The 14,629-nt window shown below is 38.2% G+C and carries 12 protein-coding genes; 3 read left to right on the top strand and 9 right to left on the bottom strand.

All coding sequences use genetic code 11. From position 1 onward, the window contains the following. From NV377_RS02095 to NV377_RS02070, 6 genes are all read right to left on the bottom strand, one after another. Positions 1-381 (bottom strand): Asp23/Gls24 family envelope stress response protein, encoded by a 381-nt coding sequence (locus NV377_RS02095; RefSeq protein WP_258199515.1) that lies wholly within the window; start codon positions 379-381, stop codon positions 1-3. 173 nt (positions 382-554) lie between these two features. Then, entirely contained in the window at positions 555-851 is a 297-nt protein-coding gene (locus tag NV377_RS02090; RefSeq protein WP_258199514.1) for an Fpa/YlaN family protein, read from the bottom strand. 137 nt (positions 852-988) lie between these two features. Next, positions 989-1,231: an HPr family phosphocarrier protein gene (locus tag NV377_RS02085; RefSeq protein WP_258199513.1), complete on the bottom strand. Its 243-nt coding sequence runs from the start codon at positions 1,229-1,231 to the stop codon at positions 989-991. A gap of 100 nt (positions 1,232-1,331) precedes the next feature. Further along, complete coding sequence (locus NV377_RS02080) at positions 1,332-2,456, bottom strand: aminopeptidase (RefSeq protein WP_258199512.1); 1,125 nt, start codon at positions 2,454-2,456, stop codon at positions 1,332-1,334. Positions 2,457-2,550: 94 nt separating this feature from the next. Then, complete coding sequence (locus NV377_RS02075; protein WP_258199511.1) at positions 2,551-3,267, bottom strand: hypothetical protein; 717 nt, start codon at positions 3,265-3,267, stop codon at positions 2,551-2,553. A 153-nt stretch (positions 3,268-3,420) separates the two neighbouring features. Further along, positions 3,421-5,319 carry a sensor domain-containing diguanylate cyclase gene (locus NV377_RS02070; protein ID WP_258199510.1) on the bottom strand — a complete coding sequence of 633 codons (1,899 nt, stop codon included), beginning with the start codon at positions 5,317-5,319 and terminating at the stop codon, positions 3,421-3,423. A gap of 367 nt (positions 5,320-5,686) precedes the next feature. On the opposite strand from NV377_RS02070, the gene rpsD reads away from it, so the two are divergent. After that, on the top strand, positions 5,687-6,286 hold the full coding sequence (gene rpsD / locus NV377_RS02065; protein ID WP_258199509.1) for a 30S ribosomal protein S4: 600 nt from the start codon (positions 5,687-5,689) through the stop codon (positions 6,284-6,286). Between the two features lie 72 nt (positions 6,287-6,358). Here the strand turns inward: rpsD and floT are convergent, their stop codons facing one another. Beyond that, positions 6,359-7,879, bottom strand: coding sequence for a flotillin lipid rafts scaffold protein FloT (gene floT, locus NV377_RS02060; RefSeq protein ID WP_258200339.1), 1,521 nt, complete (start codon positions 7,877-7,879; stop codon positions 6,359-6,361). A 33-nt stretch (positions 7,880-7,912) separates the two neighbouring features. Beyond that, positions 7,913-8,440, bottom strand: coding sequence for an NfeD family membrane protein (locus NV377_RS02055; protein ID WP_258199508.1), 528 nt, complete (start codon positions 8,438-8,440; stop codon positions 7,913-7,915). A 386-nt stretch (positions 8,441-8,826) separates the two neighbouring features. On the opposite strand from NV377_RS02055, the gene NV377_RS02050 reads away from it, so the two are divergent. After that, positions 8,827-11,913, top strand: a complete 3,087-nt coding sequence (locus NV377_RS02050) for a transglycosylase domain-containing protein (RefSeq protein WP_258199507.1) — start codon at positions 8,827-8,829, stop codon at positions 11,911-11,913. Positions 11,914-12,079: 166 nt separating this feature from the next. On the opposite strand, the gene acsA is transcribed toward NV377_RS02050, so the two are convergent. Continuing rightward, complete coding sequence (gene acsA / locus NV377_RS02045) at positions 12,080-13,804, bottom strand: acetate--CoA ligase (protein WP_258199506.1); 1,725 nt, start codon at positions 13,802-13,804, stop codon at positions 12,080-12,082. A 181-nt stretch (positions 13,805-13,985) separates the two neighbouring features. Here acsA and NV377_RS02040 point away from each other — a divergent pair, with 181 nt between their 5' ends. After that, a complete protein-coding gene (locus tag NV377_RS02040; RefSeq protein ID WP_258199505.1) occupies positions 13,986-14,624 on the top strand; it encodes a GNAT family N-acetyltransferase in 639 nt (212 codons plus the stop codon). Positions 14,625-14,629: the final 5 nt, after the last annotated feature.

Here is a 14,629-nt window from a genome sequence, read left to right as displayed (position 1 = left end):
TTATTTCAAACGCATAACTACTTCTTCTTGTTCCTCTTCTTTGAAGGCTACGCCTTCAACTTTTACATTCACTTCAACGACTTGAAGTCCTGTCATATTAGAAACCGCTTCTCGAACGTTCAATTGCAGTTGACGACTTACCTCTTGAATAGGAATACCATAATGAACGATAATACGTAAATCAATGGCTGCTTCTAATTGCCCTACTTCTACACTAACACCTTTTTGGACATTCTTACCACTAAGACGTTTGGCAAGGCCTTCAGAGATCCCACCAGACATCGCTGCGATTCCAGGAGTCTCGAGCGCCGCAAGTCCCGCTATTGTAGCTACTACATCATCAGAAATACGAATTACACCAGTTTGAAGTTCTTCGGTCATGTCATTCACTCCTCAATATGCCATATATGTACATTGTAAAGGATATAGAATCCTTTATCAAGGTTATTCAATTGAAAACAGGATACATTTGGCAGTTTTAAGTAGTTTCACAAAAACTTCATCATTTTTATAGATAATCTTACAATTTTAATTACAATATAAAAAGACAATCTCTATAGAGATTGTCCCTTCTGATCTAGTGCCTCATATAATACCGCCAAATTACGTTCAAGACGACTTAAAATATCTTTACCATCATTATTATTAACTAACCCAATACGAACTGCAAAGTCAACTTCACGTGAGAACCCATACATTTGGGTGTCAAGTACTTCTTCATATAGGGGACACTGACGGGTAGTAAGATTCGCCATCTGAACTTCTATTAGCTTCTCTATTTTAGCTGCATCTTCTTGCAGAAGACGTAGTGCTCGTTCATTTAAAAATTCAGTATTCTCTAGTGCAGACATCGAATCCCTCCTTCACTGCTTCTCGAACAACTTATACTCTCTTTATATTAGTCGAAAATCAATTATAGTACAAGGATAAAGTCATTATATATATAAAAAAGCACTTCTTCGTGGGAAGAAGTGCCCTTTCCATTTTATTACTCAGTTATAATTGTTACATTCAAGTTATGTTTTGCGAAAACATCTGCCATAGCTACTTTAGCTTCAGCTGCATCAGGACCATGAACATGCAGTTCATAAGCGTGACCGCCAACTAAAGTTGTAAATAGACCTAGAATACTTTTAACATCGATGTATTTACTTTCTGCTTGTAGTACGATTGAAGAAGTGAATTTGCCTGCTGCTTGAGAAATTTCAACAATTGCGGCGTTATTAGACATGGGAGATCCCTCCATAATAGTAATAAGGTTTTTCAGTTACAATCATACCTTGAAACGCAACTTCCTTCAAGTAGTTTCCATAATAATTCAAATAAACTTATTACGAAATCAGATGTTCAGCATTTAATGCCAGTAGATCATCGACAACAAATTGCCCATCTTTTCTAATTAATTCTCCATCAAAGTAGATTTCTCCGCCACCATACTCTGGACGTTGTATTAATACAAGATCCCAATGAATAGAGCTATTATTATTACCGTTGTTACATTCTTCGTAACATTGGCCTGGAGTAAAGTGTAAGCTTCCTGCTATCTTCTCATCGAATAAAATATCATTCATTGGATTCAAGATGTACGGATTAAAACCTATCGCAAATTCTCCAATGTAACGCGCATCTTCGTCTGTATCGAGTATTTGATTCAGTTTATCAGTCTGATCTCCGGCTTCGGCTCCAACGATTTTCCCATTCTCAAATGTTAATTTAATATTTTGGAATGTCGTTCCTGAGTATACTGTCGGTGTATTATAATGAATCGTTCCTTGGACAGAATCTCTCACTGGTGCTGAGAAAACCTCCCCATCTGGTATATTACGATGACCTGAACATTTTTTAGCTCCTATACCTTTAATAGAGAATGAAAGATCAGTGCCTGGTGATACAATTCGTACTTGATCCGTTGTTTTCATCCGCTCAAATAATGGTTCCATTGCTAGTTCCATTTTTGCATAATCAAGATTACATACATTGAAATAGAAATCTTCGAATGACTCCGTATTCATTTGCGCTAATTGTGCCATAGATGCATTTGGATAACGTAATATAACCCATTTCGTTTTCTTAACTCGTTGTTCCATATGTACTTTCGTACGATGAATTTGTTCGTACCATTTCATCTTTTCCGCCGGAACACCTTGAAGCTCATTTACATTATTACCTGCACGTACACCAATATATCCATCCATTTTTTTCATGCGAGCTAGATCTAGCTCTGCCCAAAGTGTTATTTGTTCTTCTGTTGCATGTTGTAAAAGCGTTCGCAGAACAGAACGATCGCTCAATTCAACAAATGGATGACCTCCGCGAGCTGCGACTTCTTCGATTAAACATTTAACGAGTTCAGTCTCTTCGCCGATCATCTCAATCAAAATATTCTCGCCTTGTTGTACATTGATTGAATATTGCACTAAATTTTGTGCTAAACGTTTCAATCTTGGATCCCTCATTGAAAAACCTCCTCGAACTTTCAACTAATTATTATATCAATTTCTATTACTACTTTATCACTTCAACATAACTTTTGCAGTAATGGAGTTAAGATTAACCTGCCTCTAGTCCATCCAAGTCAAATTTTATGTTAGTTTTACGATATTCATTAAGCGGTGATCCATTTTTCTTATAGTGTAGATCCACATACTCTTCCATCTTCAATGGCTTCGCTCTCAACTTATCAATCGTTATCGTATACTTCATGCTTACTTTAAGTTCTTTCAGCATCTCAGCTAGCGCTGCTTCAGCTTCACGAGCTTCCTGTTGAACGAGCTTCACATTGCTGCTACCCTCTTCTGCCGCACCAATGGCTTGTATTGTAACGCTAGTTAATTCTTGCTCTAATTGATCCTTCCAACGACTTGTAGCCGCCTCTTCGTCTGCAGTGACTTGAATAACTACGATACTTTGCTCTTGTTCTTTATCCAAACCTTCATAGACAATTTCAGCATTACTGTAATTCATCGCAATAAAATCCAGATCATTAACTGGATTACGCACAAGACTGTTCTTTTCTTTTACATATAATGCAATTTGTTTATGACTCTGTATTTCCCCTTCGAATGAGTACGGAGTTAACGCAATACCATCTGTAAAACCCATGGCAACCGAGCCATCAAAACGAAAGTCATCTTCAGCAGTGATGCCTGCATGTACAAGCTCCAACCAATCATCACCAGTTCTATTACCAGTGATTATGCTACATCCTTGTAATAGAACTGCACATAATATAATCGTTACTCTAATACGCCAATTAATTCTTCTCATGTTCAAATCACCCTCTCTTTAATGCTACGTTGTTAGAGTGACTCTTTCTCACTAATCTTATTCGATATTACAAACCAAAAAGTGGCTGAATATAAACTGCATCGTGCAGTTCATATTCAGCCACTCATAATTCAATATTAATAAAAATCAACATTATCCAATATTAATACGATTTCTACCATTCTTCTTTGACTCGTACAACGCCATATCTGCGCGATAGAAAAGTGATTCTACACTAATCTTATCTTGACCAGATTCCCACTCAGAAATTCCGCATGATACAGTAACTTTCGGATCCGTTTCATTCTCTACTCTAATTCTTACGCGCTCCGCAATTTGAATGGCACGTGAAGCATGGACATTTGGCAAATAGATCGCCAACTCTTCCCCACCCCATCTTGCTGCGATATCACCATTACGAATAGAAGAACGAATGATTGCACTAACTTGAATAAGAATACGATCACCTACTTGATGACCATACGTATCATTGACATTTTTGAAGAAATCTATATCAACAAGAATCAATGAACCTTGCGCGTCTGAACGTTGACGACGCTGGATTTGCTCGTTCAAATAATGACGTGCATGTAAATTTGTTAAATTATCAGTTATGACCATTTTTCGCATCTCAGCATGTAAAGAAGCATTCGTTACAGCTAAACCAATATGAGAACTCATAACTTGAAGCAATTTGTAATTATCATATGAGAAATGATTAGCATCTCGATGCGTAACAAGAATCACACCTACAACTTCACCTTCTACGAAAATAGGTGCTCCGATCAAGGAGCGAGAATTTGTATCATCCATTAATTCTGAGGATACAGGTTGTGTATTCCAATAATCAGAAGTAATCAACGCTTCTTTCGTACGGTACACAATCCCAGTAAATCCGTAATCAATAGAGTAGGTCTTTCCTACTAATGCTTCATGATTACTTGCTTTCATCTTGAACTCATTGCTCTCACGATCAAGTTGTAACACACAGCAGTAATCTGCTTCAAATATTTTCATCAACTCTGATGTTGCAAATTGGAATATTTCTTTAGAACGTAAAGATTGATTCAAACGCTTTGTCATGTCATTAATGATTTTCAATTCATTAATGAGTAAATTGGATTGCTCATACAACTTTGCATTCTCAAATGCAGAACCTGCAGTATCTGCAATTAACATAAATGCAGGCAAATCAGATTCATCCCAATGAGAATTTTTTATTTCAATACAAAGTACACCATAAGCAGCTTGCTTTCCATTCATCGGTATCGCTAGTTTGATATATCCATTCTGCTCACGATCAATGCAACACTTACCTTCCAAAAACGCTTCCGTCACAATATCATTCGCTGAGTTTCGAAATTCAAGAGGACGAACACGAGCATCACCTTCTAAGTGATCTTGTGAAAGATACAAATAAATTTCGGAATCTTGATAAAGATCCTCAAGACTATACAACACTTCACGAACGACACTTTCAGCATTGATCTGATCATATAATCGCTTAGAAATTAGAAATAAACGTTCACGGTGACTAGCTTCTTTGTCGATCAATGTTTTCTGGATCATAATTTCTTTCACAAATACACTTTCAAAGATACGATAAAAATGTACTCGGAAATGTTTCATATATGCTTCAAGTTCGATATCCGATATCGCTTGATCTACTTTCGTTGCATACACAAAAGTTGCAAAAGCAACAGAATCTCTTCTACGCTTAACAAGTATCGCGCTATATTGAATGTTCTCATAGTTGAATTGAATAAATTGTCCTTGCTCTAAACATAATTCTGCTGCACGACTCATTTGAGCATCTAACTGCAGCACGCTCACGGGTAACGATAACTCCGAATGATTACCAAAGTAACTATTCGCTTTAGTGTACAGTCTAAATATTCCAGACATACATAATTTCATGTCCTCAGCATCATCGTACCAAGACTTATAACTTTCAGTTAATAGTTCTGGAAGGTACGGTTCATCTGCATCATGGAAATCTTCATCTGCAAACCAAATTGTTGGTTTATTTAATCCAATAGTTCCGTCCATCATCACACACCCAACCCTTCCCTTGTAATTCCTAAGGAGATGAGCTTTCTCTTCCATATCATACTCTATTTTTGAGAACTTTGCACTAACAACCTTCAAAATATTAGGACTTTAGGCACTTATCTACAAATATATTTAAAAGTGCTAGTTTTATTTCATTTCTTGACTTTTAAGTGTAAAACTTTATAATATATGAATGATGGTATTAGGGCGTACGGTTTTGTGTCACCCTCAGGATATGTAAGGACTGTCAAGCCTGCGGCTGATGTGCGGGGCAGTGTAAGAATGAATTCTTACTTTATAACCTTCTTATCCGCGAAACACAACCCCATCCTCAATAATTTCATTTGATGAAGGAGTTAATCGACACATGTCACGTTATACTGGTCCTAAATTTAAATTAAGCCGCCGCCTTGGAATTTCTCTAAGCGGTACAGGTAAAGACTTGAAAAGAGCTTTCCCTCCAGGCCAACACGGCCCTAACTCTCGTCGCAAGATCAGTGGTTATGGTCTACAACTTATGGAAAAACAAAAACTTCGCCACATGTACGGTTTGAGCGAAAAACAATTCCACAATCTATTCGTTAAAGCTACGAAAATCAAGGGTATTGCTGGTGATAACTTCATCGTGCTTCTTGAAAGCCGCCTTGACAACCTAGTTTACCGTCTAGCTTTTGCTAACACTCGTGCTGGTGCTCGTCAGCTAGTTGCTCACGGTCACATCACAGTAAACGGTAAAAAAGTTGACATTGCATCTTACTCCGTTTCTGTTGGCGATGTAATTGGTCTTCGTGAACGTAGCCGTAGCATGAAATCAGTTAAGGAAGCTATCGAATCTCGTGTGCACCTTCCTGGTTACATTGAGTTCAACGAATCAGCAGTTGAGGGTAAATACACTCGTCTTGCTGAACGTGCTGAACTTTCTCAAGAAATCGACTTGCAACAAATTGTCGAGTTCTACAGCCGTTAATATTCGGTACAAAAAGGACTGCATTTCGATGCAGTCCTTTTTATTATATATATTCAGTTATCGATCGATAGATTACAAATCAGTACTAGTGTCAATCACTTTTTTTTCGTTATTTACAACTGCTGCTAACGTTTGCTCGATAATATCAGGTTGTTTCTTGTCTACGTTAACAAACTTTTGAATAAGCTCATTCACATTAATACCCGTTACATTTTCAAGCATTTCTGGTGCTGTAGCCATTAAAGAAGTAACATAATTACTTAATCTAGCTGCACCTTCACCATTTCCTGTATCAACGATCGATAGTTTATCGATTGCACTAATTGGCTCAGCAACTTTTCCTGCTAATTCAGGAAGCATTTTCAGTACAATATCTAATACAGCAGCTTCTCCGAACTTCTCAAATGCTATTGCTAATTTCTCCTTCGCTTCGGCTTCAGCTAATCCTTTCAAGCGAATAACTTCTGCAGTTGCAGTACCCTGAGCGCGCTCAACATCAGCAATTGCAATACCTTCCAAACGCACTTGTTCAGCATTTGCTCTCGCTTCCGCTTCAATACGGTATTGAATGGCGTCTGCTTCTTTCAATTGTTTCACTTTATTTGCTTCTGCGGCCTGTTCAACAGCATAACGATCAGCATCTGCTTTCTTTTTCACTTCGGCATCAAATTGCTTCTCACGTCTAAGTATTTCTTTTCCTTCCAGATCAATCTCACGTTCTTTACGAACGAGTTCAACACGCATCTGTTCTTCAACTACAGACTGCTTAGCTTTTGCTTCTTGAATCGCATACGCTTGGTCCGCTTCTGCTTTTGCTGTGTCTTGATCCTTTTTAAAGGAAGCAATTTTCATTTCTTTATCACGTTCAGCTTCAGAAATATTTGTATCTTTCATTAGTTCAGCTTTTTGTGCTGCTTCCGTTGCTAGTGCCTTTTGAATGGTAGCATCACGCGCTGCTTCCGCTTCAGCAATTTCGGCATCACGCTTAACTGCAGCAATTCTTGGCTTACCAAGTGCATCTAAATACCCATGTTTATCTCGTACATCTTTAATCGTAAATGAAACAATAACAAGACCCATCTTCTTCAAATCACGAGCTGCAACACCTTGCACTTCTTGAGCGAATTTATCACGATTACGATAAATTTCTTCAACAGTCATCATCCCTAGAATTGCTCGTAAGTGTCCTTCCAAAACTTCTTGAGCTTCACTTTTCAACGCTTCAGTAGGTTTACCTAAAAATTGCTCAGCTGCTGTCGCAATGTCTTCAACAGCACCACCAATTTTAATAATAGCTACACCATTTGAGAACACAGGTACACCTTGTGCAGAATACACTTCTGGGGTAGCAATATCTAATTTATGAGACAAAAGAGATAGGAATTGTGCCTGTTGAAATATTGGAAGTATGAACGCTCCGCCACCTCGTATAATTTTCACCTTACGGCCTGATTCATCTACAGATGTATTACGCGTACCCAGAAATGATCCGGTAATTAACATCGCCTCGTCAGGACTAACCGTTTTGTATCTTGCCCAAAATGCTAAACCAATAATTAAAATAATACCAACTACGATCAAAGGAACTATCATCGCTTCGTTCACTTTTAAATTACCTCCTCGTTTTTACAAATGAATTTCTGCAACATAAAGTATACTTTCATGGACTTCTACAACGACGACATGATTGCCTGCTGCAATTGGTTGCTTATCATAACTTGCAGCAATATGGCTCGTAATGCCTGCGATTGTCTTCACAATCACTTCTCCAAACCCCTCAACTGGAACAGGAGTAGTAACAACAGCTTCCTTACCTACCAGTTCTAACATCGAATAGCTGGTTGACATTTCTGCGTTCTCCATTGGCTTCACATACACAAAGTAAATAAGAATTATGCCAATGATTCCGATGCATATCGATATTAAGATTACCATTGCTGTTGCGAAATCCGTGTAGTGCATAAGCAAGATTCCGGCTCCACCAAAGATAGCTAATCCACCAACTAGAGTGATTGGCTGAATTAATGGTAGATTGTCTAATTGAAGCCATTCCAGTGAAGCATCGAGTGCTCCTTCTAGAACATCGCCAAAAATAACGACAACAATGGTATACAAAATACCGAATATGAGGCATCCCCAGTATAAAGTTTCCATTCCCCTCCTCCTTTACCTATATTGTCAATCATATTCATTTTACATGATTACAATAAATAATACATCATTTCCCAAAGATGGTTTCATAATTTACTTCAATGCAATACAAATAGCACTTTAGATGCATTTTTATCATTCGACAATAAAGCGCTTTATATTTCCAAATAATGCAACTAATGACCTATAAACACCGTCTAATTATTAATTAATGAAACGTATATAGAAAAAAAAAATCATTTCATTAATGATACATAAATTGTCATAATTTGAAGATTGCTTCTACTAATAAAGGAGCCATCGGGCATGAGCTTTTGTATGAACGATATACTTGGCTAACATATTTATGGTATAATATTTCCGTTATGCTAGAGGAGGAATGTGAAAACATGCATGAGGAACAACAATCACAGCCACTTCCTTATGGAAAATGGCGTTGGTTTGCACTTATTAGTTTCTTAACATTCAAATGGATTCTATTATTCGTCATATTTGGTGGCTTATTAGCAGGCGGTGTCGTTGCAGGTTATGTCGCAGCCAATGTGAAGGGTGAAGATGTAAGATCACAATCTTATATTCAAAGCAAAGTTGCTGAGTATTCTATGACAGGTTATGTATATTTCAACGATGAGACACTTGTCGGGCAGTTACGGACAGATGAAGATCGTATCGTAGTTACATACGATGATATCCCTCAAATCGCAATTGATGCATTAGTAGCGACTGAAGATAGCCATTTCTTTGAACACCCGGGTATTGATGTATGGGGCCTTGGTCGTGCCGTCAAAGAAAAACTGTTTAATGAGGACACTCAAACTGGTGGTAGTACAATTACGCAACAACTCGCTCGACGAGTATTCCTTAATTTGGATCGCACGGATAGTAGAAAAATCAAAGAAATTTTCCTTTCCTTGAGAATGGAAAGATTTTTGAAAAAAGAAGAAATTATTACAGCTTATTTAAATAAAATGCCTTTCGGTAATGGTTCTAACGGTTATCAAGTATTTGGTATTCAAGCTGCCGCAAAAGGAATTTTCGGTATTGAAGATTTGAGTAAACTTAATGTTGCACAAGCTGCGTATCTTGCAGGCTTACCACAATTACCATCAACATATACTGCCTTCACTGGTTCTGGACAGTATAATGAAAAAGGTATTGAAAATGCGATCAAACGTCAAGGCGTCGTATTAAGTCGTATGCTTGAAACTGGAAAAATTGATAAAGACCAATATAATTCAGCGCTTGCATTTGATATTCGAGCTTCAATCGCTGAACCAACAGAAAAAGCATACAACACTTATCCTTTCCTTATGTTAGAGGCTGAGCGTGAAGCAGCAAAAGTATTACTATTGCAAAAGAACAAAGAGCTAACAGCTGAGGATTTGAAGTTACCAGAAAATGCAAGTTTAATTGAAGACGCGCGTGAAGAATTATTACGTGGCGGATATCATGTTCATACTACGATCAATAAAGATATCTACGATATTATGAGAGAGATCGGTAGTAATCCAGAAAACTTTACACCAGATAGTTCAGAAAAAGGTGTGGAGCAAGTTGGAGCTATGCTAATTGATCATACTACAGGCGCTATTCTTGGTATGATTGAAGGTCGTGACTTCTATCAAGAACAGCTGAACCATGCAACTCAAATGATTCGTCAACCAGGATCTACGATGAAGACGATCGCTGCATACTTGCCTGCAATTGATAAAGGTTTAATTCAACCAGCAAGTATCATTGATGATGCACCATTAATTTTGCAAGATGGTCAAAAGGGTTTCCATATTCCAATGAACGCTAATCGTAAATTTACTGGCTTGGTCACTGCACGTAATGCGCTTAATCGGTCAATGAATATTCCAGCTCTAAAAATTTATAACGAAGAACTTACAATACCTGTTGCGCTTGATTTTGTTAAAGAATTGGGTATTACTACAATTGCGGAAAGTGATTACTCTGCTAAAACCGGTGTAATTGGTGGTCTACTTAACGGAGTAACCGTAGAAGAACTTACAAATGCTTACGGTGCTATACCTAACAAAGGGGTATTCAACGACGCATTCATGATTGCTAAAATTACTGATACAAATGGAAAAGTTGTGTATGAACATCAAGATATGCCTAAACAAGTCGTATCTGAACAAAGTGCCTTTTTAATGTCTGATATGCTTAGAACTGTAATTTCAGATGGCGCAGGTACTGCTCACGCCTTAGCTGGTCAACTGAAAGCATATAAAGATATTGACTTCGGTGGTAAAACTGGATCTACACAAAGCTATGGTGATGTGTGGTTTGTCGGATTCTCACCGGATGTTACATTAGGCGTATGGGCTGGTTATGAGAAACCTACTCATACATTAACGACAACAGGTCGCACACGAGCACGCTCGATTTGGGCACTTATTATGAATCAATTAACAGAAAAGCAATCACAGTTATTCGTGAACAAAGAGTTCACACAACCAGATGACATTGTGAAAGCGACTGTATCTTCAACAAGTGGATTATTGCCTTCATCCCTTAACAAACAAGCAGGTCTTGTCGTTACGGATTGGTTCAATAGACAGTTCATTCCGAAAAAGGTTGACGATACGTTAATCAATATGAAAGTCATTGAATATAACGGTATTAATTATGTTCCAAATTCACTTACACCTGAAGATATGTTAGTTGAAAAACTTGTCATTGTTCGTAAAATGCCGCTAGATCAACTGATGCTTGATCTAAAAAATGCTCAATCTAAACTATCAGCTGAGAGTCGTCGTGATCTTTCTGTATACGTTCCTGCTGATGCCGGTCGAGATGCTCCGTCTATTACGGACCCTCGCGTGGATGATGGTTCTCTACCTGATGCACCATCAAGTGTTAGATTGAATAATGGCGTATTGACATTCTCTAATAGTAAAGCTGCTGATATCGTAGGATATCGGGTATTCCGTTCCGTAAACAATGGAGAATTCGAAAAATACGGTAATTCCATTATTTACAGCAAAGATAGCTATTCTATTACAGTTGATACAAATCCAGCTGAATTCACTAGCTTCTATGTCGTTGCTGTCGATGTTGTAGGGAAACAGTCTAGTCCAAGCTTATCGGTGACTTCAGGCCTTTGGAATCCAATGCCTGAAACTGATCCAGGTACAGACCCAACTGACCCGTCTATTCCTACTAATCCAGATGGCGGTGATAATGGTGGTTCTGTAGCTCTACCACTCCCAGCAGCTCCTAGTGGTTTATATGCTGAATACTCTGGTCTTAACTTGATTATAAGCTGGAGCCCTAATCCGCTTTCTGAACAAGTATCGAATTACCATGTGTATTACAGTGCTGCTAACGATGGGAATTATCAATTACTTGGTTCTACAAACGGAACGAGTATTGAACACAGTGGGGTTCAACCTGGCGGTGCCTATATCATCACTGCTGAGAACCAGACTGGAGAATCTTCTCAATCTACTAAATTAGTTGTGCAATAATAAATATTAAAAAAAGGGCTTGAGAGGCAACATTGTGCTTCTTAAGCCCTTCTGACTGTAGACAAAAGGCATTTGGAATTTCTCATTCCAAATGCCTTTTGTATGTTATGGTATCTCATGGTTATCATTAATCATGTAATCATTTAGTCAACGTTAGCTTAAATTATTAGTCTTCAATAGTAGATAAATCACCTGTAGGTAGATTAAGCTCCCACGCTTTGAGTACTCGACGCATTATTTTTCCACTTCTCGTCTTCGGAAGCTTATCTTTAAATTCAATTTCACGCGGAGCAGCATGTGCTGACAAGCCCACTTTTACAAACTGTGCAATTTCTGTTTTCAATTCCTCAGATGCAGTGTATCCTTCGCGTAAAGCAATAAACGCTTTAATGATTTCCCCACGAATCGGATCAGGCTTACCAATCACTCCCGCTTCAGCAACAGCTGGATGCTCAATTAGCTTAGATTCCACTTCAAAAGGCCCTACTCGTTCACCTGCGGTGTTTATTACATCATCAACGCGACCTTGGAACCAGAAGTAGCCATCTTCATCACGATAAGCAGAGTCGCCTGAAACATACCAGTCGGCGATTCGGAAATATTCTTCGTATTTGGCATCATTATTCCATACTTTGCGCATCATCGATGGCCATGGTGTAGCAATGGCTAAGTTACCCATGCGGTATGGTGGAAGTTCATTACCATAATCATCAAGAATCGTTGCATTCACTCCTGGAATCGGCTTACCCATCGATCCTGGCTTAATATCCATACTTGGATAATTACAAATTAATTGCGCACCTGTCTCCGTCATCCACCATGTATCATGAATTCGATGTTCGTATACTTTCATGCCCCAACGAACAACTTCAGGATTCAATGGTTCTCCTACACTAAGTACATGGCGTAGGCTACTTAGATCGAATTGATTAACAATTTCATCTCCTGCTCCCATCAACATTCTGAATGCAGTTGGTGCACTATACCATACCGTTACTTTATACTTCTCTATAACACTATACCAATCACTTGGACTAAAGCGTCCGCCTCGCACAATGTTCGTCACGCCATTCAACCAAGGAGCAAAGATACCATACGAAGTACCAGTTACCCATCCTGGGTCAGCGGTACACCAATATACATCATCTTCCTTCAAATCTAGTACGATTTGACCTGTATAAAGATGTTGCACCATCGCATTGTGTACATGATAAATACCTTTCGGTTTACCAGTCGAACCTGATGTGTAATGAAGAATCATGCCATCTTCACGATCAACCCATTCGATATTTTGCTCATCGCTAGATTCAGCCATCAATCTCTCATAAGATAATATACCATCGCCTTCTTCAACATCATTACCAAATACGATAATATGTTTCAGAGAAGGCAATTCATCACGTTTAATCCGAGATAATAATGCAGGTGTTGTAACTATAGCAATCGCTTCACTGTCTGCTAGACGATCTTTAACTGCTGTTTCCATAAACGCTTCGAATAACGGACCAACAATAGCTCCGATCTTCAAACTACCTAATGCACTCATATATAATTCTGGTGTACGAGGCATAAATATAAAAATTCGCTCACCCTTTTGAATACCAAGTTTTCTTAAAGCATTGGCGAATTGATTACTACCCTTACTTAATTGTAAAAATGTATAGCTCTCTTCTCTCTGTTGATCACTATAAATTAACGCAACTTTATCTCCTTTTCCATTCTCGACATGGCGATCAATTGCTTCGTATGCCATATTGAGCTTCCCTGTAGATGACCAACTTAGTTGCTGTTCGATTTGTTCCCATGAAAAATTTTTTCGTGATTGTTCGTAGCTTTGTAAATTCCCATTAGTCACCGTTGCAGGTATACGCTCTTGATGTAATTCAATCATTGAATCACTCTCCTAATTCAAACATATAAGATATAAGAATGCGCTTACATGGTAATTATTATATCATATTTATATTACTTTGCACTATCTATTTCCAATCTATCAATAATTAGTATATAGTTATGCTGTGCACTAATTATTGATTACATAAAAATTATTTTCATATAAAAGGGGAACTATAATGGAGCATAGAAAGCGTTTTCAGTTGGTTGAGAAATATATCCCTTCCTTACAGAAACACATTAGAATCTCCGGACCTATTCCTCCTGAACAATTACGTGACATGACGATGGATGCAACACTTGATGCATTCAGGCGACCATTAGAACAGCATGAAGCGTTAATTGAAATTGCTTCTCTGCCAGAAGGTCGAATCATTACAGCTACAATAGATCAGCATATTATCGGCTATGTAACGTTTCATTATCCAGACGAATACGAACGCTGGTCTCAAGGTAAAATGATTGATCTTGTGGAGCTCGGAGCTATCGAAGTGGCGGATAATTATCGTGGACTTGGATTAGGCAAAGATTTGATTCAGCTTTCTTTCGCAGAACAACAGCTAGATAATATGATCGTCTATACGACGGAATATTATTGGCATTGGGATTTGGAAGGCAGTGGGTTAAATGTGTGGGATTATCGCAAGATGATGGAAAAGTTAATGCAGACCGTCGATATGATTTGGTATGCGACTGATGATGAAGAAATCTGTGCTCACCCAGCGAATTGCTTAATGGTCAAAATCGGAGCAGAGGTACCTCTTCCCTCGATTGAAAGATTTGATCGTGTTCGTTTCCGCAGTCGCTTCATGTATTAAGTAAA

Source organism: Paenibacillus endoradicis (assembly GCF_024721975.1).
Note: the sequence above shows the minus strand (reverse complement) of the source record. Positions and strands in the feature narration are given on the sequence as shown.

Coding starts and splice junctions, on each gene's coding strand:
- NV377_RS02085 (WP_258199513.1), bottom strand. CDS start 1,231: ATGTCTAATAACGCCGCAATTGTTGAAATTTCTCAAGCAGCAGGCAAA.
- rpsD (WP_258199509.1), top strand. CDS start 5,687: ATGTCACGTTATACTGGTCCTAAATTTAAATTAAGCCGCCGCCTTGGA.
- acsA (WP_258199506.1), bottom strand. CDS start 13,804: ATGATTGAATTACATCAAGAGCGTATACCTGCAACGGTGACTAATGGG.
- NV377_RS02075 (WP_258199511.1), bottom strand. CDS start 3,267: ATGAGAAGAATTAATTGGCGTATTAGAGTAACGATTATATTATGTGCA.
- NV377_RS02095 (WP_258199515.1), bottom strand. CDS start 381: ATGACCGAAGAACTTCAAACTGGTGTAATTCGTATTTCTGATGATGTA.
- NV377_RS02050 (WP_258199507.1), top strand. CDS start 8,827: ATGCATGAGGAACAACAATCACAGCCACTTCCTTATGGAAAATGGCGT.
- NV377_RS02090 (WP_258199514.1), bottom strand. CDS start 851: ATGTCTGCACTAGAGAATACTGAATTTTTAAATGAACGAGCACTACGT.
- floT (WP_258200339.1), bottom strand. CDS start 7,879: ATGATAGTTCCTTTGATCGTAGTTGGTATTATTTTAATTATTGGTTTA.
- NV377_RS02055 (WP_258199508.1), bottom strand. CDS start 8,440: ATGGAAACTTTATACTGGGGATGCCTCATATTCGGTATTTTGTATACC.
- NV377_RS02040 (WP_258199505.1), top strand. CDS start 13,986: ATGGAGCATAGAAAGCGTTTTCAGTTGGTTGAGAAATATATCCCTTCC.
- NV377_RS02070 (WP_258199510.1), bottom strand. CDS start 5,319: ATGATGGACGGAACTATTGGATTAAATAAACCAACAATTTGGTTTGCA.
- NV377_RS02080 (WP_258199512.1), bottom strand. CDS start 2,456: ATGAGGGATCCAAGATTGAAACGTTTAGCACAAAATTTAGTGCAATAT.